Here is a 24919-nt window from a genome sequence, read left to right as displayed (position 1 = left end):
CAGGAACAGATCATGAAAGTATTGGTCGCGGTAAAACGTGTGGTCGATTACAACGTCAAGGTTCGCGTCAAGGCGGACCATACCGGCGTCGACCTCGCCAACGTCAAGATGTCGATGAACCCGTTCTGCGAAATCGCCGTGGAAGAAGCCGTACGCCTGAAAGAGAAAGGTGTTGCGACTGAAATCGTCGTCGTCTCCATCGGCCCGACCACCGCTCAAGAGCAACTGCGCACCGCGCTGGCTCTGGGTGCCGATCGCGCCATCCTCGTCGAATCCGCTGAAGATCTGACTTCCCTGGCCGTTGCCAAGCTGCTCAAGGCGGTTGTCGATAAGGAACAGCCACAGCTGGTGATCCTTGGCAAACAAGCCATCGACAGCGACAACAACCAGACTGGCCAGATGCTCGCTGCACTGAGCGGCTACGGTCAGGGCACCTTCGCGTCGAAAGTCGAAATCAGCGGCGACTCCGTTGCCGTGACTCGCGAAGTCGACGGCGGCGCGCAGACGGTTTCCCTGAAACTGCCGGCCATCGTCACCACCGACCTGCGTTTGAACGAGCCTCGCTACGCGTCCCTGCCCAACATCATGAAAGCCAAGAAGAAGCCGCTCGAAGTCGTGACGGCGGACGGTTTGGGCGTTTCCACCGCCTCCACCAACACCACCCTGAAAGTCGAAGCACCGGCTGCACGCAGCGCGGGGATCATGGTCAAGTCGGTGGCTGAACTGGTCGAGAAACTGAAAAACGAAGCGAAGGTGATCTGAATGACTATTTTGGTGATTGCTGACTATTCCAAAGACGCGCAGGACAACAAGGTGCTGGCCCCGGCCACGCTGAACACCGTGGCCGCTGCCGGCAAAATCGGCGGTGAGGTTCATCTGCTGGTGGCCGGTGCCTTTGTCGGGGCGGTGGCTGAAGCCGCGGCGAACATCGCTGGCGTGGCCAAAGTGCTGGTGGCCGACCATGCGGCCTATGCCCATCTGCTTCCCGAGAATGTTGCACCCTTGGTGGCCAGTCTGGTGATCGAGCAGCGCACGATTTACAGCCATGTCCTGGCCCCGGCCACCTCCAACGGCAAAAACATCCTGCCGCGCGTTGCGGCGCAGCTCGACGTCGACCAGATCTCCGAGATCATCTCGGTAGAAAGCGCCGATACCTTCAAGCGTCCGATCTACGCCGGTAACGCCATCGCCACCGTGCAATCAAATGCGTCGGTCAAAGTGATCACCGTGCGGGCCACCGGTTTCGACCCGGTGTCCGCGGTGGGGGGCGCTGCTCTCATTGAAGCAGTGGCAACCGTTTACGAGGCTGGAATCTCCAGCTTCGTTGGCGAAGCGCTGGCCACGTCCGATCGTCCGGAACTGACCGCTGCCAGGATCGTCGTTTCCGGCGGTCGCGGCCTGCAGAACGGCGACAACTTCAAATACCTGTACACCCTGGCCGATAAGCTGGGCGCGGCCGTTGGCGCTTCCCGCGCCGCGGTCGACGCAGGGTTTGTCCCCAACGACATGCAGGTCGGTCAGACCGGCAAGATCGTCGCGCCACAACTGTACATCGCAGTCGGTATCTCCGGCGCGATCCAGCACTTGGCCGGCATGAAAGACTCCAAGGTGATCGTTGCGATCAACAAGGACGAAGAAGCGCCGATCTTCCAGGTGGCCGATTACGGCCTGGTGGCGGATCTGTTCGAGGCTGTTCCAGCGCTGGAACTCGCTCTCTGAGGAATGCTTATGACCACGTTTAAACAGATCGGCGTAATCGGCAGTGGGGCCATGGGTCGTGGCATTGCCCAGTTGTTCGCCAGCGCCGGTGTCGAGGTGCTGCTGCATGACAGCCGCAGCGAAGCGATCGAACAAGCCCTGATGCACAATCGAGAATCACTGGAGCGTGCGGCGGCCAAGGGCAAGATCAGTGCCGACGTATTGGCCGTCACCCTGGAGCGCATGCGCGCGGCGCACACGCTGCAGGAACTTGCCGGCTGCGACCTGCTGATCGAGGCCATCGTCGAGAACCTCGACGCCAAACAGAAGCTGTTCCGGGAACTGGAGCAACTGGTCAGCCGCGATGCGGTTCTGGCCAGCAACACCTCGTCGCTGTCGATCACCCTGATCGCCAGCGCCTGTGAGCATCCTCAGCGGGTCGCCGGTTTTCACTTCTTCAATCCGGTCACGCTGATGAAAATTGTCGAGGTGGTCCGCGGGGAGCGTACCGCTACGCAGGTCATCGAACGGCTGTCGGCGCTCGCGCAACACGCCGGGCACTTTGCCGCAGTGACGCCGGATTCGCCTGGGTTCCTGGTCAATCATGCTGGCCGGGCCTACGGCCCGGAAGCACTGCGAATCCTTGCCGAAGGTATTGCCACGCCAGCGCAGATAGACCGGATTCTCAGGGATTGCCTGGGCTTTCGCATGGGGCCGTTCGAATTGTTCGACCTGGTCGGCCTGGACATTTCCCATGCGGTGATGGAGTCGATCCACGACCAGTTCTATCAGGATCCGCGCTACACTCCCTCGTCACTGGTGCCGGCGCGCCTTGCTGCGGGGTTGCTCGGACGCAAGACCGGGCAGGGGTTCTATCGCTACGAGGAAGGCCGGGTGGTCGAAGACGCCCGGGTGGAGCTGCCGCCGGTGGCTATCAATCAGCCGTTCTGGCTGGACTGCCGAGACGCTGCGATGCGCGACAAGATCGGCGCCGTGCTGTCGAGTGCCGGTGCGGTGCTGGAGCAGGGTGAGCAGCCTGGCTCGAATGCTATCTGTCTGGTGACGCCGCTGGGTGAAGATGCCAGCAGCGCGATCGCCCGCCGGCAACTACCTGTCGCCCGCAGCCTGGCGCTGGAAACCTTTGCCGGTTTCGACCGGCGGCGAGTGCTGATGCGTCACCCTGGGCTGGATGCCAACGTGCTGGCGCAGGCGCGGCAGGCGTTGGGGGCCGATGGTGTACCGGTGGAGGTGATCAACGACTCGCCCGGGTTCATCGCCCAGCGTGTGCTGGCCAGTATCGTCAACCTGGGATGCGAAATCGCTCAGCGGCGCATCGTCGATCCCGCCACCCTGGACCGTGCGGTGCAACTGGCGCTGGGTTACCCCCACGGCCCGCTGGGGTTCGGCGATCAATATGGCGCCATGAACATCCAGCAGATCCTGCAGGCACTGCACGATTGCTATCAGGAACCGCGTTATCGGCTCAGCCCATGGCTGCGCCGCCGCGTACAGCTCGGCCTGCCCCTGACCACTGCTGAGGAATCAGCATGAATGCCTACATCTACGACGGTCTGCGTTCGCCCTTTGGCCGCCACGCGGGCGCACTGGCCAGTGTGCGCCCCGATGACCTGCTGGCCTCGGTCGTTCGTGCCTTGGTCGCGCGTAATCCGTTCGCTGCACAAGACTACGAAGACCTGATTGTCGGCTGCACCAACCAGGCTGGCGAGGACGCGCGTAACCTGGGGCGTCACGCGGCCTTGCTGGCGGGCCTGCCGCCTACGGTGGCTGGCCTGACCGTCAACCGCCTGTGCGGTTCGGGGCTGGCAGCCGTGCTTGACGCCGCCCGCGCCGTGCACGTTGGCCAGGGCGAACTGTTTATTGCCGGCGGAGCGGAGAGCATGAGTCGCGCGCCCTTCGTGATCGCCAAGGCGCAAAGCGCCTACTCGCGGGATTTCAGTGCCTTCGACAGCACGATCGGTGCGCGCTTTCCCAATCCTCGAGTGGAAGCGCAGTTCGGTGCCGATACGATGCCGCAGACTGCCGATAACGTCGCCCGCGAGCTGGGTATCACTCGCGATCAGGCCGACACCTACGCGGCACGCAGCCAGGCACTGTTCGAGGCGGCAGTGCAGGACGGTTTCCATGCAGGCGAAATCCTGCCCATCGAAGTACCCCAAGGCGGCAAGCAACCGCCCAAGCGGGTGGAGCGTGATGAACACCCGCGTCCCGACAGCGACGTCGCCAGCTTGTCGCGCCTTCGCCCGTTGTTCGAAGGCGGCGTGGTTACTGCCGGCAATGCTTCGGGTGTGAACGACGGAGCGGCCGCCTTGCTGATCGGTTCGCAGGCCATCGGCGAGCAATACGGGTTGAAACCACGCGCGCGGATCCTGGCCGCAGCCATCGCCGGGGTTGAGCCGCGGCTGATGGGGCTTGGCCCGGTGCCGGCGATCATCAAGGCACTGCAGCGCGCCAATCTGCAACTGGCCGATATGGATCTGATCGAAATCAACGAAGCCTTCGCTGCGCAGGTACTCGGCTGTGCCAAACGACTCGATCTGGCGTTCGATGATCCACGCCTGAATCCCAATGGCGGGGCCATTGCCATCGGTCACCCGCTGGGTGCCTCGGGTGCCCGGCTGGCCTACAGCGCGGTGCGTCAGCTGGAACGCAGCAACGGTCGGTACGCCCTGGTCAGCCTGTGCATTGGCCTGGGGCAGGGCATTGCCTGCGTGATCGAACGCCTCGACTAACCAATAAAAAAACACCAGAACGAACCCGGAGAATTACCCCATGGCCAACTCGGCAAGCTTCAACTGGATCGACCCCCTGCTGCTGGATCAGCAACTCACCGAAGAAGAACGCATGGTGCGCGATAGCGCCCAGCAGTTCGCCGCCGACAAACTGGCGCCACGGGTGCTGGAGGCTTTCCGTCATGAGCACACCGATCCTGCCATCTTCCGTGAGATGGGTGAAACCGGCCTGCTGGGCGCGACCATTCCCGAAGCCTACGGCGGCAGTGGCTTGAACTATGTGTGCTACGGCCTGATCGCCCGTGAAGTGGAACGTGTCGACTCCGGTTACCGTTCGATGCTGAGCGTGCAGTCGTCACTGGTGATGGTGCCCATCAACGAGTTCGGCAACGAAGCGACCCGGCAGAAATACCTTCCCAAGCTGGCCAGCGGTGAATATATCGGTTGCTTTGGCCTGACCGAACCCGACCATGGTTCCGATCCGGGCTCGATGATTACCCGGGCGAAAAAAGTAGAAGGCGGCTACCGTCTGACAGGCTCCAAGATGTGGATCACCAACAGCCCGATCGCCGACGTATTTGTGGTCTGGGCCAAAGACGACGCGGGTGAAATTCGCGGTTTTGTCCTGGAAAAAGGCTGGCAGGGCCTGAGTGCGCCGGCGATTCACGGCAAGGTCGGCCTGCGGGCGTCGATCACCGGCGAGATCGTCATGGACAACGTGTTCTGCCCGGAGGAAAACGCCTTCCCGGATGTACGCGGTTTGAAGGGCCCGTTCACCTGCCTCAACTCTGCCCGTTACGGTATCAGTTGGGGCGCCCTGGGCGCGGCTGAAGATTGCTGGCACACCGCGCGCCAGTATTGCCTGGACCGCAAACAGTTCGGTCGCCCCCTGGCACAGACCCAACTGATCCAGAAAAAGCTGGCCGACATGCAGACCGAGATCACCCTGGCCCTGCAGGGCTGCCTGCGCCTCGGCCGGATGAAGGATGAAGGCACCGCGGCGGTGGAAATCACCTCGATCATGAAGCGCAACAGCTGCGGCAAATCGCTGGATATCGCCCGTATGGCCCGCGACATGCTCGGTGGCAACGGCATCAGCGACGAGTTCGGCGTAGCCCGCCACCTGGTCAACCTGGAGGTGGTCAATACCTATGAAGGCACTCACGATGTCCACGCGCTGATCCTCGGTCGCGCCCAGACGGGCCTGCAGGCGTTTTTCTAAGGATGGCGGGGCGGCCTGGAGTGATCGAATGTTCGCTTTTGGGTCGATTGCTGCCTCTGGCAAGGTGCAGCAGTCGACCCGTTGCAGACATTGGCTAACGTAGAACCAGTCGGTGCTACACGGCTTTATTGCAGCTCTCGGCGGAACCGATTGAGTCCGCACTGGATTCTGCAGCCAGTTTCAATCGGTCCGCTTTACTGATGTATTTAGCCTTGCTTGGCGGTGCCAATTTGGCATTGGCCTTTTTGGCGTGAGCCTTTAATAAAGGCCAATGAGTCCACCATGCGGGCTGTGCAGCGGTCCCTTTTTTCGGGGACCGCATTTCAACGAACGGAAAATAAATCCGTCCCCTCTTCAAGGCCACGACGCGGTGTGGATCTGCCGGCGAGAGCGGCCAATGATACATCAGCGCGGCTCAGGCCGATCCGAACCACTCACCACTCAGGCGGGGAATTGGGCTATCCAGTGCCTGGCAATCTCTTCGCGCCGGCAGATCCACACCGCGTCGTGGCCTTGTACGTAATCGAGAAACCGCGCCAGCGCCATCGCACGACCAGGATGGCCAGAGATCCGCCCATGCAGGCCGACGCTCATCATCTTCGGGTGTTGCACGCCCTCCTGCCACAGCAGGTCGAAAGCATCCTTGAGCAGCCGGAAGAAGTCTTCACCGCAGGCGAAACCATTCGGCAGCAGATAGCGGGCGTCGTTGTTGACCAGTGTGTAGGGGATCACCAGGTGGGCGGGCGAGCCCGGGAGCCAATAGGGCAGATCATCGTTGTAGGCGTCCGAGCTATAGAGTAACCCGCCTTCCTCACGCAACAGGCGGCGGGTGTTCTGGCTGACCCTGCCTGTGTACCAACCTGTGGGGCGTTTACCGCAGATCTGTTCGATCACGTCGAGGGTGAGGCGGATATGGCGCCGCTCCTGGTCTTCAGGCATGTCGCGATAGTCCAGCCAACGGTAGCCATGCCCGGCAATTTCATGGCCGGCAGCGCAGAGCGCATGGCCAATCGCCGGGGTGAGTTCCAGTGCCCGGCCGACGGCGAAGGCGGTCAGCGGCAGGCCTCGGGCGTTGAACAGCTGCAGAATGCGCCACACGCCTGCGCGCGATCCGTATTCGTACATGCCCTCGACGCTCAAGTCCGATTCCCCCACACGCGGCGGGCGGCCCGGTAGCTCGTGAAGCCAGGCCTCCGACTGTGCATCGCCATTGAGGATGCATGACTCTGCGCCTTCTTCAATGTTGAGTACGAACTGGACCGCGACGCGCGCCTCACCGGGCCATCGCGGGTGGGGCGGGCAGCCGCCATAACCGATGAGGTCGCGAGCGGCCATCAGCCCAGCTCGAAGGTTGTGACGCCGAACACACGTTCGTGCGCGATAGCCGGAGGAGGGCCGAGGTACATGCGTGCGCAGCCGAACACCTCGATCATGCCCTGTTGGTGCACAAGCGCCATCGCGGCGGGGTTATTCTCCGGGGCATCGAGATACAGCGGGCCACCCTGCGCAAATTCCGCCAGGCGCGCGTAAAGGGCGTTGGCTGCCAGGGCGTCATCGGCGAACAAGGGACCGATCTTGCAGCCTTCCCGGCAACGCCTTACTACGCCATAGCCGCTTAGCCTGCCCGCGCGCCGGCAACCCACGGCGAGTGCATCGGCTTGGCCTATCCACCCGCTCAGGAAGCTTGCGCGCGCGGCGGGGAAGCAGGTGCGGTCGTAATCGACAACCTGATCGAACGGGAAGGTGGCCAACGGGACAATGTCCTGGCCGTCTACCTGCGAGGCCGTCGGGCGTTCGGTGATCTCGGCACGAAAACGCATGTTGCGATGGGAGAAGACGAAACCACCCTTGGCGTAGTAGTCCTGCATCGCGAAGACGCCGTCCATGCCGATGCTCGCGGCTGGGCGCAGGCGCGCGATAAGTCGTTCTCGGCGTGCGTGCCAGAGGGTATTGCCCAGACCTTGACCGCGATATTCAGGCCGGACGATGAAAAAACCCATGAACCCGAATTCGCCATTGTAGGAGGTGATGGCACCGCCGCCGATCAATTCGCCGCCCTGGTACGCCGCGATGAAGGCGGCAGGGTCCGTAGCCCAAAACAGCTCGGCATCGTGAAGGCCTGGATTCCAGCCCTCACGGGCCGCCCAATCGACGAGCTCGTCCAGCTCGGGCCGGGTCATGTTGCGTATGACCAGCTGATTCGACACCGCGAAGTTCTCCTCAGTCGCTGATCGAGCGTGTGGTCCATCCCCGCTCTGAACCCTTTCGGTATAGCTTCAACCCGAGCATTGATCCAGTTCGTCACGTCACTTGCAGAACATGTTCGTCGCCCCGGGGCCGTTCACGCTCATACCTGATCCATAACCTCGGTCACCCCCCGATCCTCACCCGGAAACCTGGTGATAAGGGCAGAGTTGGCCAACAGTTTGCCGAATAACGAGCACGATCCTGGCTGCGTAATGAGTGGCTGGCTTATTGTGTTCTACACTCTCGTGGGCGTGTGAGTTGGCGCTTCGCCACAGGATTTACTGAGTCGCGCGGTAAAGAGACAGGCCAAAATTCCAGTTGGGTCGCGGTCCGGGTGGGGCGTATCAGCCATGAACAGTCACGGCGCCAGCTTGCTCAGAGCTAACGAGGTGGAAATGAACAGGAAGTCTAACCGGGGCTGGACAATGGCTGCGGCAGTCGTCGTAGTGGGTTCAACGCTTTTCGCGGGGTGTGCGGGCAAGAACGATCCGATCGAGCAGGCAGACAAGGCGGATGTGGCCAAGGGCGTGACCGCGCCGAGTCTTGAACAGACAAAGGCAATCGCCGAGGAAGGCTTTATCTATGGCCTGCCGCTGGTGATGAACTACGCGGTGATGAACGAGTTCGCGGTAGACCCCAAGTCCAGCCAGTTCAAGGCTCCCTTCAATCAACTGCACAACGAGCATCGGGTCGCGACGCCCGCCGATACCGCCGTCATTACGCCCAACAGCGACACCCCGTATTCGATACTCTGGGCCGACTTGCGCGCAGAGCCACTGGTGATCACGGTGCCGGCCGTCTCCAAAAAGCGCTATTACTCGATTCAGCTTATCGACGGCAACACCTACAACTACGGCTACATCGGCAGCCGGGCAACGGCCAGTGCGCCCGGGAGTTATCTGGTTGCAGGCCCCGACTGGAAGGGGGCAACACCTCCAGGCATCGACAAGGTGTTCACCTCCACGACCCCTTTCGGCCTGACCCTTATCCGGACCCAGCTGTTCAATCCGGCCGACATGCCGAATGTCGAGAAGGTGCAGGCGGGCTACAAGATCCAGCCGTTGTCCGCCTTCCTCCATCAACCCGCGCCGCCCGCTGCGCCGAAGATTGCTTTCGTGCCAGCTACCACGGAAGGCATCAAGGCCAACTTCTTCGAGTACCTGTCGGCCGCGATGCAGTATGTGCCAGCATCGGCGGACGACAAGGCGATCCGGGCCAGGCTGGCCAGTATCGGCGTAGGCCCCGGCCGGAACTTCGAATTCAAGGACCTCTCGCTCGAGCACAAGGCCGCGGTCCTGCTCGGGATGAAGGCCGGCGACGAGCAGGTCGACAGGTTTCTCTCGAGCGGAATGAAAAAAATCAACGGCTGGAATGTCGGTGCGTTCTTCGGCGATCAGGCGTTCTACAAGGCCGACTGGTTGATGCGTGCCGGCGCCGCGAAGGGCGGACTGTATGGCAATGACGCCGTCGAGGCGATGTACCCCTATACCCGCACTGACGGCGCTGGCAAGACGCTCGATACCGGTAAACACAACTACACGCTGACCTTCCCTGCTGGAAAGCTGCCACCCGTCAATGCCTTCTGGTCGGTGACCATGTATGACGGCAAGAGCCAGCTGCTGATCAAAAACCCGATCAACCGTTACTTGATCAATTCGCCGATGCTGTCGGCCATGAAGAAAAACGCGGATGGTTCACTGACGCTTTACATCCAGAAGGACTCCCCCGGCAAGGCAAAGGAAGCCAACTGGTTGCCGGCGCCTGACGACACGGTCTATCTGGTGATGCGTCTGTACTGGCCGAAGACCGCACCGCCTTCGATTCTTCCCGCTGGCGAAGGCAGCTGGCAGCCCCCGGCGCTGGTGGTATCGAAGTAGCGGATATTCTGAAGCAAGATCAGAATTCACCCGTGCAACGTCAGGTATCGAGCGTTACTTCGGCCTCAGGGAGGCCCGTATGACAAATCCGCAAGACAACGCCGAATCCGACGCGGATTTAGCGCAGATGGTCATTGGGCTGGGGCCCTGTACTTATCTTTTGTTGCTCTTGCTAGGGTTGATCCTTCTGTTCCCCTTTCTTGAAGAGGGTCTGTTTGCTCGCATGTTGCTCGGCATTCTGTTTTCGGCCGTGCTGCTCGTGGGTGCTTTCGCCACCAGGCAGACCCGGTCGGGGTTCATCCTGAAATTGTGCCTGGCATTGCTTGGGATTGGCCTTCAATGGGCGGCCTTGTGGACCAAGAGTATCCCGACTCTCGAACTTGCCGGGATAACCTATGCGGCGTCACTTGCGGTTTCGTTCAGCGGAGTGCTTCGCTACCTTCTCAAGCGCGGCCCAATTACAGCCGACAAGCTGCATGGCGCGCTTGCGGGCTACATTATGCTGGCTTTCGTTTGGTCCTTTATCTATGCCCTGGTCGAGATTTCCGCCGCTGGCTCATTCGGCCCTGGCAACTTCGACTTCAGGCAACCCGGCACTTTCTTCAAACTGATCTATTTCAGCTTCACGACGCTAACGACCACCGGTTACGGTGATGTTATCCCGTTGACCAACCACGCACGCTCACTGGTGATGGTGGAAGAATTTTCAGGCGTCTTTTACGTCGGGGTCGTGATAGCGCGGCTTGCCGGTATTTATCCGTCGCATCAGGCCAGGTGACGCCCGATTTACCTGAGCCATCCCCGAAGGGGGCCTGACAGGAAGCGAGCGAATGTGGATGAAACCCAAACTCTGTGTCGTCAGGCTGGTTCGGTTCGCATCCGCTTCGCTCATCATCGTAACGCCCGGTGCAGGCGCAGAGGACCTCGAACCGAGGTCCTATGCCAATACGCCGGTCGGTATCAATTTCCTGCTCATGGGCTACAGCGATCTCCATGGCAACGTGACGGCCAACCCCTCTGTCCCGCTTGAGGATGCCAAACTCAACATCAAGACTGTCGTGTTTGCCTTTGCCAGATCCCTGGATGTCTGGGGCCGCTCCGGGAAGTTCGATATCATCGTGCCTGAGGCCAAATTGCGGGGCTCTGCGCTGTTCGCCGGTGAACCCAGGGAGCGTAATGTCACGGGGTTGATCGATCCAAGATTCCGCTTCTCGGTCAACTTATATGGCGCCCCGGCGCTGTCCCTGGCTGAATTCCCCAGCTATCAACAGGATGTGATTATCGGCACCAGCCTGGCGATCACGGCGCCACTTGGCCAATACGACGCTAGCAGGCTGATTAATCTCGGCAACAACCGCTGGTCATTCAAGCCCGAGCTCGGGATTTCCAAGCGCCTGGGGCCAGTGACCTTGGAATTATCCGGCGCGGGAACCTTTTATACCGACAATGACGAGTTCCTCGGCGGCCACACATTTTCACAGGACCCGATTTACCAGGTACAGGGGCATCTTATCTATGCCTTTAGCAACGGTGTCTGGGCGGCGCTGGATGCGACCTGGTTCGCTGGCGGGAGTACTTCGATCGATGGCGTCGGTAACCACGATTCTCAGGAAAACACACGCTACGGATTCACCCTCACACTGCCGTTGAACCGGAACCATTCGCTAAAGCTGAGTGCGAGTGAGGGCGGGCATACCCGCACGGGCAGCGAATACGATGCCATTGGCATCGTCTGGCAGTATCGCTTCGGTGGAGGGCTTTGAAACTCAGGGCTTACGCTACATTCCATTCCATTCATGCATGAGTGAGGCATTTGTCGGATGCTGGTTGTTTACTAATGCCGGGAGGTGACTCGGGAAAATCGAGAGTCACCTGGTCTGATCCGACGGATAAAGACCGGCAAGCCGCGCTATCACAGGATGATAGGCCGGACGCCCCGTTGCGTCAGAAATCAACTGCGGATGAACGCCCGGAGATCAGCATTCAATTTATCGATCGCGGCTTTGAAATCCTTCGTGGTGATTTTCTGGCTCTCGTTCGAAAGCTGGCTGCCAAAGACCTTGCGTACTGCTTTGGCCACGGTCTGATTGGTTTTCGCGTCGATGAACTCGGCTTCGATGAACAGGTTAGTGTCCTGATCACGATGACCAGTAGCCGCTTGGGTCGCCCCGACTACGGCCGCAATCGGCACCACTTCATACCATTTCATGCCTTCATTCGAGGCGCTCACCCCGGTGATCGCTGCGCGAAGGATCAGAGGGTTTGACCCGCCGGGTGCTGCGCTCTCGCTCGATACCACTCGGTATTTCTGGCCCAGCACGCCTTTGGCCTGGCTGGTCATGTAGTTCTGCAATTCGTTGAGTGTCTGCTGGTTGACCCGCTCGTTGGGTTTGGGCGCCGGATAGAGTTCCAGTTTGTTGAACACTACTGTGTCATACGCATTAGGGTTCCATGACGGACTCACCCAACGCATGGCTTTCTCGCCAGTGGTAGTCGTGACTTCTTGCAGATTGTTGTAGTTGGAGAGGAAACCGGAATATTGATCTTTTTCGGTGACTTTCGAGGTGCAACCGCCAAGTAACAGACTGGCCAGTGCGGCGCCGGCGAGCAGGTTCAGGGACAGGTTCATAGTGGTGAGTACTCCATGGATAAAGTCGTTTTTTGGGTTGGCAACGCTTCAGAAACGCCAGGTCATGTTGCCGGTCAGCGCTTGAATCCAGGCATTGTCGAACTGACCGGAAGTTCGAGTGCCTGACACGGATCCGGTCTGGTCCACCGGCATCTCGTCGAGCCAGACCACGGCCCGACTGACATTGACATCGGTGTCCCTGTTAAGAGCATAGGTCGCCTGATGTCCACCTGTTGATGGACTCTTCAATAGTTGCCACCACGACCCTCTTGATCAGTCATTCCGCAGAATCTGCCAGCACTGATGGATGCAGAATATCGGTGCTGGCCTCGGCGCTACTTGACCTCGTCAACCTCATAATTCACATAGCCGAACTCGTTGCTGCGAGCCGCCCTGTATTTGCCGTTTTGCTCGAATACCGTGACCTCGAAGGGTGTGCCGCCGAGTGTTGTCATTAGATGCCCGTCCTTGATTTCATATTTGGCCGGCACGCCAAACTGTCCGTCATGCAGCATGTTCAGGTATTCCCCTTGCGCAGGCGGCTTGCCATCGACACTGCTGACCAGGCGTTGCCCGTCGGAGCCATAAATGATTTCAAACGTCTGGCCGGTGACCGTGTTGAGCACCTTCAAGGTTTTGCCCACCACGTAGGCTTGCAACTGCTCGTTAGTGAGCGCTTTGGCACCTTCGGTTTTCAGCTGATCGATGGTTTTTCCACCCGCGACAAGCTTGCTGTCCTCGGCATTCGGCGTGTACCAGATCGGCGAAGTCCACGCGCGTTCCTGGACGGTGGCCGAAACGTCGGCCGGCGGTGGTACTTGCAGCTTGGCCGCGTCATAGGTACTCCAGCGCGGTGTCGGGATCTGTAGCACTCGGGCGTAGTAGAACGCGTGCTGGGCCGGATCGAAATCCGGATCGACCCACACTTTTTTCAGCTCGGTGGCGCCGATATTATTGGTGTAAGTCGCCTTGGAAACATCGACCGTGGAACCCACCGGTGGGACCTTGCCGGTGTCTTGGTCGGGTTGGCGATCACCGGACCAGGCGACGTCGTAGATCTTCTCGAACGTTTGGCCGTTTTTGGTCCAGCCCTTGATGATCTGGATTCGATCGAGGTTGCCATCGTCGGCATCCTTGACCGCCCACACCACGAAGGACGGCGCCTCTTTGCCCTGTTTTGCCGGCAAATCGCCGCCCATGGGAACGCCCTTGGCGTAGGCGGCGTGCACCCAGTCTTTTTCGTTCCACACACTGCTGTCGAAGCCCCAGCCACCAAACATGCGCACGGGGATGCGCACGCCGCTGGTGCCGTAGACTTCTTTACGCTTCATGGCATCGAAGATCGATTCACGGGTATTTTCTTCGGCCCAGACGCCGGCCAAACCGGACGTGCTGGTTTGCAAGGCCATCAAGCCCGAATTCTGTTTGCCGGAAAGACGCGCTGCCGGGGTGCTGTCGGTAAAGCCGTGGGAGCCGAAGTTGTTGCTCTGCGAATAAGGAATCACCCCGTTGTGCGAGTCGCTGGCGCCGACCACGCCCATTTTGTAAGGGTTGAATCCACGCGTTTGCTGCAAAGCCACGCCGTTTTGCCAGGCTTGCCTGATGTAACTGCCATTGAGTTTCGATGTGCTGTTGTCGATGCCAAGCAGGAAATTCATGATTTCATAATTGGCAAATTCATCTGTCGGCGACAGTTCGGGGTGGGTTTCCGAGGTGCCCTTTACCTGGTGAATTTCGGTGAGGGATTCATTGCGCATCCGCGTCTCGGCCCAGGCGGCATCGATGGGGCGGCCACGGTCATCTACGTCCACCGCAAACATCAGGCCGTTGCTGAGGTTGGCATTATGGGAGATCGCCAGCACCTCGTTGCCTTTTTTGCGTTGATCGTCCATCCAGCCCCACAAATCCTCCGGTTTGTCCGAATCGATGGCCGTGAAGGGCAGGTCCGGGACCTTCTTCGAGTCGCGGAAAAACACATTGCGGTGCATGTTTTGATTGTTGGGTGCCGAGGTCCATTCATAGGCGACAAACGTGGTGAACTTGCCGGGCTTGTAGTACTTGTCGGCAATGTTGATGCTCTGCTGCCAGATGTTGCCGGCAACCTTCGGATCAATCAGCTCCTTGATCGGGTGGCTCAAGCTGCCGACGATCCATTTGAACACCCGATTGAAATCTTCCGGGGTTTTGACAATCAGCTTTTGGGCGATGGGCAGCTTGCTGAAGTCTGACTTCGGATCGTTGGCCAGGGCGATCACGCCCACGTATTCCGAATGATCGGTCACGCCATGGAAATCCAGAGGTCGGCCTTTGAGCTGCACTTCAAAGCCCATCGGATGCTTGACCGGCATGCCAAGTGAGTATTGGTAAGCCTGCTCGGGATCGACCTGATGGTTGCCGATCAGGTAGGCATCAATCGACCAGGAGGTGTGCGAGTGCGTCTGGCCAAAGTAAACCTCGCGATCCGGGTTGCCCTCTGCCATTGCCAGCGTGTTGACAGCAAGCACGGCGCAACTGAACAGTGACGCGGTGAAGTATGCAGGGGTTTTCATATTCCACATCTCCGGAATACGGCAGTGACAGGGTGCAACTCAGCTCCAGAAACCCGAGACGCTCTCGAAAAACCAGAAAGCAGCCAGCGTTCCCAACCCGTAAGACGCAACCGGTCGGGCATACAGGAGCGTGGGCCGTGCCCGTCGAAAACGCAGCAACAGTGCGCGAAGGCTCAGCACAGCGGCGACGAACATCAACTGACCGATTTCCACGCCGACATTGAAGGTGAACAGCGCCAAGGGCAGGTCACGTTGCGGCAAGCCAATTTGCGCCAGCGCACCGGCAAAACCAAAGCCGTGCAACAAGCCAAAACAGAACGCCACCACCCATGGCCATTGGAGGGTGAAACTGATTTCACCACGGTTCTTGCGGGCGATTTCAACGGCCAGCAACAGTATGCTCAGCGCGATCGTCGCTTCGACGGGCGGGCCGGGAAGCCGTACCGCACCCAGTACAGCGAGCGCCAGGGTGATGGAATGGGCGAGGGTGAATGCGGTGATGGTTTTCACCAGCATCCAGCCGTTGCGCACCAGCAGCAGCAGACCGAAGACAAACAGCAGGTGATCGAAACCGCCCAGGATGTGTTGAATGCCATGGGCCAGAAAAGTACCGGCCACCGAGAACGCTCCCGGCGTGGCGGCGATTTCTATCCAGGGTTGCGCGGGGTGGACGAGGGTGGTCGTCAGGCTGCCGTCCAGGCGCGACACACGCACCAGCACATCGGTGATGCTCGCTTGCAGGCCGACAAATTCGATGCGTTGCCCGATTAATCCTGCGGGACCGGTGTCAATGATCCGGCGTTCGATCAGTGAGTCGTTCAGTTCGCTTTCCACGGGTTCAATGAGGGTTCGCACACCTTCGGCAAACCGGAGCGCGATCGGCAATCGCATGCCTGAAAGCACCGGCGTGCGCCACAGTACGCTATAGCGCCCGGCGGCCGTTTCGTTGATTTCCAGGTAAGCGGGGCGGGACTCATGGGCCATGGCCGCCTGCCCCATGAACAAAAGCACCCACAGCAGCCAGACCGTACGCCTCATCACGGCTGCCCCGTTTGAGTGGAGGCAATCCCGCTGGTCGACTCCGGCATTATCACCACGACCTCATAGCGTGCTTTCAGGGCATCGAAATTGGCGCGTTTCGATTCGCTGCGTTGCCTGGACAACCAATCGGACTTGACCTGCTGGGCCACGGTTTCGAAGGGCGGTGCCGGTGGTTTGGCCAGCGTATCAATCCACACCAGATGCCAACCAAAACCTGACTCCACAGGCCCCACCCAACTACCCGGCGTTTGCTTGAACAATGAAATGGCGAACGTTGAACCAAAGACCCGCGCCACCTGATCCTGGGATTGTTCTGTGTAGGCGCTTTCAAACATGAAGGCATCGCCTTCACCACTGTTTTTGTCTGTCAGGCCACTTAATGCAGCCTGAGCCTGCACTTGCGCATCCGAGCCGCGTGTGTCCATTGCGAAGAACAAATGACGGAAGGTTGCAAGTGGCGGTGGGGCATATTGGTCCTGATGCTGGTTGTACCAAGCTTCAAGTACACCGGGTGCAGGTTCGCGAAGCGACGCTACATCCTCTGCGAGGAAATCCATTTTTTGCGCCAGTCGGCGGCGAATGATGGTGTCGTCTTTATCCAGGCCAAGTTTCAGCGCTTCGCGAAAAAGGATTTCCTCTTTCACATATTCATCAATCATGCCCTGCAACTGTTGCTCCGATGCGGGTCGTTGCCATCGTGCCAGCCAGGAAATCGCGATCCGCTGAACAACTTGAGGGGTAATTTCGATGCGTTGCGCAGCTTGATTGAGGGGTGAACGGTGCAAACCTCCGTACAGCACAAAGAGTGCAAAACCGGCGATTAGAAAGTGCAATAGCGGCTGGCGAAGGCATCGCTTGATCAACGAAAGACGAGACTCTTTCACTTCGCAGACGCCTAAGCTCATGACTTGTTACCCCACGCTATACTCGAATGGTTTTCGAGCACAGTGGAGTATTGCTGCTGAATTGGAACTTTCCACCAAGGTTAATCACGATAAGCACTAAGGCTTAGTCGCAATCGGATTAACCAATTCCCCGAGGCCGTACCGTCTACAGGACCAGATTTGATGTGGCCGTGTGCCGCGTATGGGACAGTGCCTCGGGACTAGGCACCCGGAATTTGAATCGGTCAAAGGTGCTCATCCGCCGCACTGACACTGATTTTAGCTTCTTGGGCGAAGCGAAACAGACCCACACCGAGGAAGTATGTGGCTATTACAAAAAGAAGGCCGGCACCATAGGCGTACTTGAAACCCATGAACTCAGTTAAAAAGATGACAGCGAGCAGCAGGGTGGCGCAAAGTCCGCCGCGCAAAGAAGACAGGATACCAGCGTTTAATAATTCAGCCCGCCGCCTCAATCGCTCCAGATCGGCCCTGAGGTGCGCACGCCGCTGGTCGTCTTCGGGGATCGCATTGAGTACCCGTGTACGGTCGATGACAACTGATAACCTCGAAGTCATTAACGAAACGAACGCAGCTATTGCACCGAGGAAAAACGTTGGAGCTGTTGCTTGTGAAAAGATTTGCGACAACCGCACAGCGTCAGGAATGAATTCGTTCAATTTAGCGACCACCTATAGGCGGGACGTCCTGTCGTAGAGCGTAGAGCAGTCCAGCAGAGAGACAAATCTGAACTGCGGTCTTTTGTCAGATGCTGTCATCAACGACTGTTTGTTTGTGACCGGGACGGGGATAACCGGTCCCGGTCGGCAAGGTGGGACGGATCGCCAACCAGAGTGTGCAATCACAGCACTGTGCGGATTGTCTTCGGCGAGGCCTTCTCTGGTCAGCGCACGTTGCTAGCGTGAGGTTTTGATATCCAGCACTTCGGTGTAGATGGCGTCGACCGTCTGACCGACCTTGAGGTTCTTCATGCGGGCCTGCAGATCGGGGTCCTCGACCTTGACAACTTTCACTTTGCCTTCTGGAGGAAGCAAGGTCACTTCATGCTTTTTCAAGTCAATGTGGGTGATCTTCGACGTGACCTTGACCTGACGAAACGCCTCACCGCCCGGATTGGGGTTGTTCTTGTCGGCGCGGGTAATCGCTGATTTGGTGCTGACACCTCTATCGCCGTTGACATCAGTGTCGAGCGTGTAGGCAACCGAGCGGGTAACATTTATATCGACCTTATCGCCGACCTTCAGGTTGTGCAGGGCTTTGGCCTCGTCGGTGAGCTGGATGGGTACCTGGCTTTTGTCGGGACCTTCCACGGTGACCTGATAGTTCGCCGCATCGACAGCCAGTACGCGCGTCGTGATGTGACTCTCCAGAGCGGCACTGCCCAGCGGCACATCGGCTGCATGGGCCGCAAAGCTGGCGGTGGACATGAGTGAGGCGAGGGCAACAGCATGAGCAAAGGACCGGATCGGTTTCATAGACCTGCTTTCCATGTGATGGCTGAGGGAGCAACGCAGCGAGCGCGTTGCTCCCGGGAAAGCATAGTCACTGATTGCCGATGTGCCTCCTCGAAACGTCGATAAACCCTTCGGTTCGGCGTGCCAACGGTAGTGACCTAAAGACTCGACTTCTTAATGTTGTGTTGGATCTCCAGCATCCTGAACGTCACTTTTCCGCCCTCGGTGGGATAGCCGGTGTTGTCCTGCACATACGCACCCGCTTTGAAATACAGTGGTTTGGTCTTCCAGCTCGGGTCGATGGTGGTTCTCCAGTTGTTTCCTGCTGCGCTGATGCCCAGCGCGCCCTTCGGGCTGAGGTGGAGCTGGTAGGAAAAGTTGCGGTCGAGCGGCACACCCGTCGCAATGGTAATGACCTGGCCCTCTTCATCGTCGGGGCGCATGCGCACCTTGGCGACAATGTTTCCCGTCGAAGCCGACTTTTTGTATTGGTATTCCAGCTTCACCATGGGGCTGTTGCTGTCCTTGTTGTGAATCTGACCAATCACGATCTTGCCGGTGCTGGGCACCTGATTGATGGTCAGATTTGCCCGCAGAATGTTATCCGCCGCTGAATACTGCCAGTTGCGCAGCCTTCCATCGCTATAGGTTTCCCGCAACTCGCTGCGCGGGTAAATAGCGTTAGCCGTCCTGGAACCGGTTACAGGTGCCCAGAAGGAAAGGGTAGCGGCGTCAGAACTGAAATACTGGCCCTTGAAGCCATGCGCCAGTCGAGGCGTTTCTATGGTAGCCGGTGGGCTGCCTTCAGGGATGCTTAAATTCCAGGTGGCAAGGTCGATCATGTCAATAATCCTTTATGCGGGGAATGTTGCGGCCACAGTTGCGCTCGAACCGACGCTATTGAGCTGTGTCAATTGGGTCTGCTGATCAGGAAAACCGTATGGCGGTAGATTGACGTCAAATGATCGTCGAGGTGGTTATTGCAGGCTTTGTGCCTGCAAGGGTTACCGTTGGTCGGCTAATTTTGAAGTTGATGGAACTAATTCGAGTTGCGTTGCAACTGCAGCGAAGGGACCTGAGCCATCAGCGGCGGACGGGTCGGCTAGGATGAGTGCATGCACTGAACGAAGAACAGGCTCAGAAGCCGGTTCTGAATAACCGGCGCGCCGCGCCATACAGACAGGAGACCGCCCATGAGCCACCGAAGCAATTTTGCGCTGTTGAGCTTTGATCCGGCGTTTGCGTCGTTGCGCAATGGCCTTTCGGTCGCTCAGCAGATTGACGACACACTCTGGGTGGCCAATGACGAAACCACGAGCCTGGAACGCCTGAAAATCCAGGCTGCTGCGCCCGGCGGCGTCGTAAGGTGCGACGAGCACCAATCGTTTCCGCTCCTGGAATATCTGGATCTGCCCATACCCAAACAAGACGCCGAGATCGATATCGAGGGCTTGGCCTATGTCCCTGACAGTGGTTACCTCTGGGTGGTGGGCTCCCATAGCCTGAAGCGAAAGAAAGCCGAGGCCGGCACTTCTGCACAGAAGAATATCAAGCGCCTGTCGACGGTAGAGGCGGACGGCAATCGTTTTCTGCTGGCCCGCATCCCTGTGGTGCAGCAGAACGACAGCTATGTACTCGCCAGGAAAGTGGATGCCGATGGACGTACAGCGGCGCAACTGCAGGGCAACGAAACCGGTAACGACCTGACCGCGGCCATTGCTGAAGATCCTCAGCTACGCGACTTCCTGCGTATCCCGGGTAAGGACAACGGCTTCGATATCGAAGGGTTGGCGGTGATCGGATCGCGCCTTCTGCTGGGGCTGCGTGGACCGGTGCTACGCGGCTGGGCTGTGTTGCTGGAGATAGAACCCGAGCTGAACGACGCCTCGACTGACACGCTGGTGCTGAAGAAGATCGGTCCGGATGGGCGCCGCTACCGCAAGCACTTCTTCGCGCTCAATGGCCTGGGCTTGCGTGACCTGTGCACTAGCGGTGACGATCTGCTGATCCTGGCGGGGCCCACGATGGACCTGGACGGTCCGGTAACGGTCTTGCGCTGGCGCGGCGGTTTTGCGTCGGATAAGGAAAGCGTGGTCTTCACCGATCAATTGGAGAAGGTGCTGGAGGTGCCTTTCGGGCAGGGCAACGATCACGCTGAGGGCATGTGTCTGTTCCAGTCGGGCGAGCAGCCTGGGGAGGTTCTGATGATCGTCTACGACTCTGCGGCGCAGAGTCGTAAACACGGCGATACGGATGTGGAAGGGGACCTGTTCATCCTGGATTAGCCACTACCGCTGAAAAAGCCTCGCCAGGGCAGACCTGGCGGGGCCTCAAGCGTCATCAGAATGGGTTGGCGAGGTCGATGCCGGATTTGCCCGGTGCCAGAATGTTGTTCGGGTCCAGGGCACGCTTGATCGCATGTTCAAGCTTGCGTTTGACCGGGCCGTAACTCTGCGCCACGCGCTCCTGGAAGGCGGTGTTGACGCGGTACACGGCGTAGCCTTCCTGCTCGAATACATCCAGCAATTCGGCAAAGCAGGCGTTGGCGCGCAGGGTCTCTTCGGGGTTGGTGCGGTCGTACAGCACGTCGATGACGTGGTGCATGTCGCGCCAGCCGACGATGAACTCGCCGACGTAGTCCAGGCCGTGTTTGTTGAGCGTCTTCTTGGCCAGCGCCTGCTGTTTGTCGCATTCGCTGCCCCGGGCCTGGCTCACCGGTGCGAACCACATGGAACCGCCGCCGCCACGCCAGTTGTACAGGCCGAACTCCTGCAGGTTCGGTACACCCGACATCAATTGGGCGCGGTATTTGAAGGGCTGGGTGTCACCGGCCTCTTCCTGAGTGACGAGCCGGCCCTTGCCCAGTTGCTTGAGTGCGCCCTTGACGATGTTCCAGTTGACGTCGACCTGTTCCTGAGTGCCGTACAGCGCGGCGTAGACGTTCCAGGCGCCGAGGTTCTTGTCTTTCTGAATCTGCTTGAGGATCGCGTCGGAGGTCGCGCCGGGCTCGAGGGTGTAGTCGGAGCGGCGGGTATTGCAGGTGGAGGCCTCCCACAGTACGCCGGCGATCACCACCGAGTTGGGGATGACCTGGGCGATGCGCAGCGGGCGGATGAATTCGACGATCTCGGCGATGTCCGACTCGTTCTCGAACTTGATCTCGAACGGCTTGAACACCGGTGGTTTGGGCATCAACCAGAAACCCATCTTGGTGCAGATACCGTAGTTCGCCTGGGTGAACATGCCGTCCAGGGTCGGGCCGTAGCCCCACTTGAATACCTGCCAGGCGTTGTCGCCCTTAACGCCGCCCATGCCGGTGCGGTAGACGTCGCCGTTGGCCAGCACCACTTCCATGCCGCACTGCATCATGAAGTGCTCGCCGTAAGGCGTGTAGCCCACGCCGCGATCCATCGTGTTGCCCAGCGGTCCGGCGATGGCCGACGGCGCGGAGAACGACAGCATCAAGGGCAGGTTGTGTTCCTGGATATAGTCGTACAGCTGCTGGTAGGTCACCCCCGGCTCGACCAGGGCGGTACACAGCTCGGGATCGACATGGAGGATCTTGTTCATTTTTTTCAGGTCGAGAATGATCTGGCCACGCTGACCGGGCGCTGCGGAGCCGTAGCCGAAGTTGCGACCGGTGGAGATGGTCCACACCGGGATCTTGTGTTCATTGCAGATCTTCACCACGCCTTGCACCTGTTCGACGGTGGTCGCGGTGACAGCAGCGGAGGGTGTGTGCCCGGCATTGTCCACGGCCATCATGATCTTGGCGTAGGGGATCAGTTGATCGTCCTTGATCAGGACATTGTCCTCGCCGAGCAAGGTGCGGAACTTGGCGATGGCTTGCTGGAAGTGGGCGGCGTTGACGCCACGAGGCAGCAGCGTGTTGTTGGTTTGTTCAGTCATCTGGAGAGTTCCTTCAAGCTTCGATCGAGAACGAAACGAAATTGCCGGTCAGCGGCGAGGCGCGGCTGGCGACCAGGGGCGCCTGGCCGAGATTGGCGGTGCCCAGTGCGGCGAGGGTGTAGCCGAGCGTGGCCGCCCATTGCTCGGAACCTGCGTGGTTGCGCGCCACCGCGGACACTTGCAGCGGCGCGTGTTGGCCATGCAGACGCTGTTCGGTAAGGCTGAAGCCGGTCCCGCAGGCGTTCAGGTTCAGTCCAAGTTGCGGGGCGCAGCCGCTGGCGGCTTCGGCACTGAGCAGGCGGTGATGGGAGGCGTTGGCCGTGGCGCGATGCTGACCCAGCCACTGCACGCGCGCACCGGCACTGCGTGCCAGGTCAATGATCACGGCGGCACTGGCATCGTCCACCAGGCCGATGATGCGTTGCGGTCGGGCGCTGCCCAGGCGTTTTTCCAGGTCGAGGATGAAGTCCAGGCTCAGGTCGGCGCGTAGCATCGTGACCTGCCTGGCGGCCGGGCTGGCGTTGATGCCCTGGAGGAAGGCCGATGCGGCAACCTCGCCAGTGACCAGGGCCAGGGTCGGCAGCGCCGGCCGGGCCCGGACGCCCAGTGCACCGTTGGCCATGGTCAGGCCCGAACTGCTGACGACCGCTGCGGCCATGCCGCTCAAGGCCATTCCCTTGAGCAATAAACGACGTTCGATATTCATCGCCGACTCCTCAAGGCTTGGCCGCGGGAGCGGGCGTTTTGGAGATGTAGTCGGCCACCTGTTGCAGCGAGTTGTCGTCGATGAACGAAGCGGGGAAGGCCGGCATGGCACGGAAGCCGTTGCGCACGATGGCGGTGATATAAGGCGATGGCAGCTGGCGGCCCTTGATGGACGGGCCAACCTGGTTTTCGTGGCAGTGGCCGCACACTTTGGCATAGACGTTTTCGCCGCCTTTCCAGACGCCGTCGCCATCGGCAACGGCGGTACCCGCCAGCAGGATGAACGGCAGGGCAGTGAGGGTCCGTTTCACCGCTGGGCGGTTGAGGAGTGAAGACATTTCGTACTCCGTTTTCTTATTGGTAGGTGGGTTCATGGACGCGGTGCTTCAGGTCAGAACGGGTACGGTCTGGGGGCGTGTTGCAGGGTGATCCAATGGTCGGTGGTGAACTCCTCGATCGCCCAGTCGCCGTTGAAGCGTCCGAGGCCGGAGTTCTTCTCACCGCCGAACGGCGCATTGGGTTCGTCGTTGACCGGGATGTCGTTGACGTGGGTCATGCCGGCGTGGATGCGTTGGGCGAACTGCACGCCGCGCTCCAGGCTGGAGGTGAATACGGCGCTGGACAGTCCATATTCGCTACGGTTGGCCAGTTCCAGGGCGTGCTCGGCATCGCGGGCGGATTGAATGCCCACCAGTGGCCCGAAGATCTCTTCTCGGGCAATGTCCATGTCGGCGGTGACGTCGCCAAACACATGCGGCGGCAGGACGTTGCCCTCGGCTTCACCGCCCACCAGCAGCGTGGCGCCTTCGGCTCGGGCGGTGGCGATCTTCGCTTGCAGCCCCGCCAGTTGCTTGCTGTTGATCACCGGGCCGATCACGGTTTCCGCTTTGGCCGGATCACCGTAGGGCAGGGCTTTGACCCGCTCGACGAAACGCCGGGTGAAGGTTTCCAGCAGCGGCTGCTCGACGATGATGCGGTTGATTGCCATGCAGATCTGGCCCTGGTGGAGGAACTTGCCCACCACGGCGGCACTGACGGCCTGCTCGACGTCGGCATCGGCCAGCACCACGAACGGACTGTTGCCGCCCAGTTCCAGGGCCACGTGCTTGAGGTGCTCACCGCCACTGGCGATGCGGCCGATGGAGCGTCCCACCTGGGTCGAGCCGGTGAAGGAAATGAACGACGGGACCGGGTGTTCGACGAAGGCGTCGCCGATTTCCGCGCCGGCACCGACCACCACACTGAACACGCCCGCCGGCAATCCGGCTTCCTCGAAGATGCGTGCGAGCAACAGGCCGCCGGTGACAGGGGTGTCACTGGCGGGCTTGACCACCACCGCGTTGCCCAGCGCCAGGGCGGGGGCCAGGGAGCGGGCGGTCAGGTGCAGGGGGAAATTCCACGGGCTGATCACGCCGATCACGCCCAGTGGCGTACGGTAGACGCGGCTTTCCTTGCCCGGGATGTTGGAGGCAAGAATGCGCCCGTGCACCCGGCTTGGCAGGCTCGCCGACTCGAGTGTGATGGCGCGGGCGGCGCCCCATTCGATTTGCGCCTTGATGCGGGTGCTGCCGGACTCACGGATGATCCAGTCGATGATTTCTTCACGGCGCTCGTCGAAGATCTTCACCGCGTTGAGCAGGACCTGGCCACGGGCGGCCGGCCCTTGGGCTGCCCAATTGACCTGGGTTTCCCGTGCCTTGCGGTAAGCCTCATCGAGATCATCGCGGTTGGCCAGGGTGATCTGCAGCAGGCGTGTCTGGGTGAAGGGGTCGAACACCTCCAGCGGACGACCGGCGCTGCCGGCACGCCAGTTACCGGCGAGGGGCTGCAGTTCAAGGTTTTGATAGGCAGGGCGAGTAACGATCATGGAGTTGTCTCTCTTATTGGGTGCTCATGACCTGCTATTAACAACTATCGTGCCAAGCGCTATCTA

Annotated in this window: 22 protein-coding genes and 2 pseudogenes; 9 read left to right on the top strand and 15 right to left on the bottom strand. The window is 59.8% G+C overall.

Going from position 1 to position 24919, the window contains the following annotated elements; all coding sequences use genetic code 11:
• Nucleotides 1-12: 12 nt before the first annotated feature.
• From PMA3_RS18670 to PMA3_RS18650, 5 genes are read left to right on the top strand one after another with little or no spacing between them, the layout of a single operon-like run.
• Nucleotides 13-762 (top strand): electron transfer flavoprotein subunit beta/FixA family protein, encoded by a 750-nt coding sequence (locus tag PMA3_RS18670; RefSeq protein WP_064678565.1) that lies wholly within the window; start codon nt 13-15, stop codon nt 760-762.
• On the top strand, nt 763-1719 hold the full coding sequence (locus PMA3_RS18665; protein WP_064678564.1) for an electron transfer flavoprotein subunit alpha/FixB family protein: 957 nt from the start codon (nt 763-765) through the stop codon (nt 1717-1719).
• A 9-nt stretch (nt 1720-1728) separates the two neighbouring features.
• Nucleotides 1729-3249 (top strand): 3-hydroxyacyl-CoA dehydrogenase, encoded by a 1521-nt coding sequence (locus PMA3_RS18660; protein ID WP_064678563.1) that lies wholly within the window; start codon nt 1729-1731, stop codon nt 3247-3249.
• A complete protein-coding gene (locus PMA3_RS18655; protein WP_064678562.1) occupies nt 3246-4448 on the top strand; it encodes a 3-oxoadipyl-CoA thiolase in 1203 nt (400 codons plus the stop codon). Before PMA3_RS18660 ends, PMA3_RS18655 begins: the two co-directional genes overlap by 4 nt.
• Before the next feature lie 40 nt (nt 4449-4488).
• Nucleotides 4489-5670 (top strand): acyl-CoA dehydrogenase, encoded by a 1182-nt coding sequence (locus tag PMA3_RS18650; protein WP_064678561.1) that lies wholly within the window; start codon nt 4489-4491, stop codon nt 5668-5670.
• A gap of 115 nt (nt 5671-5785) precedes the next feature.
• Here PMA3_RS18650 and PMA3_RS30950 read toward each other — a convergent pair.
• The 3 genes and pseudogenes from PMA3_RS30950 to PMA3_RS18640 form a co-directional block, all read right to left on the bottom strand.
• Nucleotides 5786-5935 (bottom strand): annotated as a pseudogene (locus PMA3_RS30950) (DUF2986 domain-containing protein); the annotation flags it as partial.
• A gap of 176 nt (nt 5936-6111) precedes the next feature.
• Nucleotides 6112-7005, bottom strand: a complete 894-nt coding sequence (locus PMA3_RS18645) for a polysaccharide deacetylase family protein (RefSeq protein WP_064678560.1) — start codon at nt 7003-7005, stop codon at nt 6112-6114.
• The gene (locus PMA3_RS18640; RefSeq protein ID WP_064678559.1) at nt 7005-7877 is read right to left on the bottom strand and encodes a GNAT family N-acetyltransferase; all 873 of its coding nucleotides are present in this window, start codon (nt 7875-7877) and stop codon (nt 7005-7007) included. The genes PMA3_RS18645 and PMA3_RS18640 overlap by 1 nt, the downstream gene beginning before the upstream one ends.
• Nucleotides 7878-8342: 465 nt before the next feature.
• On the opposite strand from PMA3_RS18640, the gene PMA3_RS18635 reads away from it, so the two are divergent.
• From PMA3_RS18635 to PMA3_RS18625, 3 genes are all read left to right on the top strand, one after another.
• Entirely contained in the window at nt 8343-9794 is a 1452-nt protein-coding gene (locus PMA3_RS18635; RefSeq protein ID WP_202970137.1) for a DUF1254 domain-containing protein, read from the top strand.
• 79 nt (nt 9795-9873) lie between these two features.
• On the top strand, nt 9874-10572 hold the full coding sequence (locus PMA3_RS18630; RefSeq protein WP_064678558.1) for a potassium channel family protein: 699 nt from the start codon (nt 9874-9876) through the stop codon (nt 10570-10572).
• A 58-nt stretch (nt 10573-10630) separates the two neighbouring features.
• Nucleotides 10631-11557, top strand: a complete 927-nt coding sequence (locus PMA3_RS18625; protein WP_237140651.1) for a transporter — start codon at nt 10631-10633, stop codon at nt 11555-11557.
• Nucleotides 11558-11745: 188 nt separating this feature from the next.
• Here the strand turns inward: PMA3_RS18625 and PMA3_RS18620 are convergent, their stop codons facing one another.
• The 8 genes and pseudogenes from PMA3_RS18620 to PMA3_RS18590 all read right to left on the bottom strand — a co-directional run bounded on the left by PMA3_RS18620 (nt 11746) and on the right by PMA3_RS18590 (nt 19214).
• Nucleotides 11746-12423 carry a DUF3313 domain-containing protein gene (locus tag PMA3_RS18620; RefSeq protein ID WP_064678556.1) on the bottom strand — a complete coding sequence of 226 codons (678 nt, stop codon included), beginning with the start codon at nt 12421-12423 and terminating at the stop codon, nt 11746-11748.
• Between the two features lie 48 nt (nt 12424-12471).
• Nucleotides 12472-12642 (bottom strand): annotated as a pseudogene (locus tag PMA3_RS31965) (transporter); the annotation flags it as partial.
• Nucleotides 12643-12758: 116 nt separating this feature from the next.
• A complete protein-coding gene (locus PMA3_RS18615; RefSeq protein WP_064678555.1) occupies nt 12759-14972 on the bottom strand; it encodes a DUF3604 domain-containing protein in 2214 nt (737 codons plus the stop codon).
• 39 nt (nt 14973-15011) lie between these two features.
• Nucleotides 15012-16010: a HupE/UreJ family protein gene (locus PMA3_RS18610; RefSeq protein WP_064678554.1), complete on the bottom strand. Its 999-nt coding sequence runs from the start codon at nt 16008-16010 to the stop codon at nt 15012-15014.
• Entirely contained in the window at nt 16010-16918 is a 909-nt protein-coding gene (locus PMA3_RS18605) for a peptidyl-prolyl cis-trans isomerase (RefSeq protein ID WP_064678553.1), read from the bottom strand. The genes PMA3_RS18610 and PMA3_RS18605 overlap by 1 nt, the downstream gene beginning before the upstream one ends.
• A 224-nt stretch (nt 16919-17142) precedes the next feature.
• Entirely contained in the window at nt 17143-17577 is a 435-nt protein-coding gene (locus PMA3_RS18600) for a DUF2721 domain-containing protein (protein ID WP_064680753.1), read from the bottom strand.
• A gap of 237 nt (nt 17578-17814) precedes the next feature.
• Nucleotides 17815-18393 carry a hypothetical protein gene (locus tag PMA3_RS18595; RefSeq protein WP_064678552.1) on the bottom strand — a complete coding sequence of 193 codons (579 nt, stop codon included), beginning with the start codon at nt 18391-18393 and terminating at the stop codon, nt 17815-17817.
• A gap of 137 nt (nt 18394-18530) precedes the next feature.
• Nucleotides 18531-19214, bottom strand: a complete 684-nt coding sequence (locus tag PMA3_RS18590; protein WP_064678551.1) for a polysaccharide lyase family 7 protein — start codon at nt 19212-19214, stop codon at nt 18531-18533.
• Between the two features lie 351 nt (nt 19215-19565).
• On the opposite strand from PMA3_RS18590, the gene PMA3_RS18585 reads away from it, so the two are divergent.
• Nucleotides 19566-20657, top strand: coding sequence for a DUF3616 domain-containing protein (locus PMA3_RS18585; RefSeq protein WP_064678550.1), 1092 nt, complete (start codon nt 19566-19568; stop codon nt 20655-20657).
• Between the two features lie 55 nt (nt 20658-20712).
• Here PMA3_RS18585 and PMA3_RS18580 read toward each other — a convergent pair whose 3' ends face one another.
• Genes PMA3_RS18580 through pchA form a run of 4 tightly spaced genes read right to left on the bottom strand, consistent with a single transcriptional unit; the run spans nt 20713 to nt 24853 of the window.
• Complete coding sequence (locus tag PMA3_RS18580; RefSeq protein ID WP_064678549.1) at nt 20713-22281, bottom strand: FAD-binding oxidoreductase; 1569 nt, start codon at nt 22279-22281, stop codon at nt 20713-20715.
• Nucleotides 22282-22294: 13 nt separating this feature from the next.
• Nucleotides 22295-22987, bottom strand: coding sequence for a hypothetical protein (locus PMA3_RS18575; protein ID WP_064678548.1), 693 nt, complete (start codon nt 22985-22987; stop codon nt 22295-22297).
• A gap of 10 nt (nt 22988-22997) precedes the next feature.
• Nucleotides 22998-23324 (bottom strand): c-type cytochrome, encoded by a 327-nt coding sequence (locus tag PMA3_RS18570; RefSeq protein ID WP_064678547.1) that lies wholly within the window; start codon nt 23322-23324, stop codon nt 22998-23000.
• A 53-nt stretch (nt 23325-23377) separates the two neighbouring features.
• Complete coding sequence (gene pchA, locus PMA3_RS18565) at nt 23378-24853, bottom strand: 4-hydroxybenzaldehyde dehydrogenase (RefSeq protein WP_064678546.1); 1476 nt, start codon at nt 24851-24853, stop codon at nt 23378-23380.
• Between the last annotated feature and the right edge of the window lie 66 nt (nt 24854-24919).

This window comes from Pseudomonas silesiensis, assembly GCF_001661075.1.
Lineage (GTDB): Bacteria > Pseudomonadota > Gammaproteobacteria > Pseudomonadales > Pseudomonadaceae > Aquipseudomonas > Aquipseudomonas silesiensis.
Note: the sequence above shows the minus strand (reverse complement) of the source record. Positions and strands in the feature narration are given on the sequence as shown.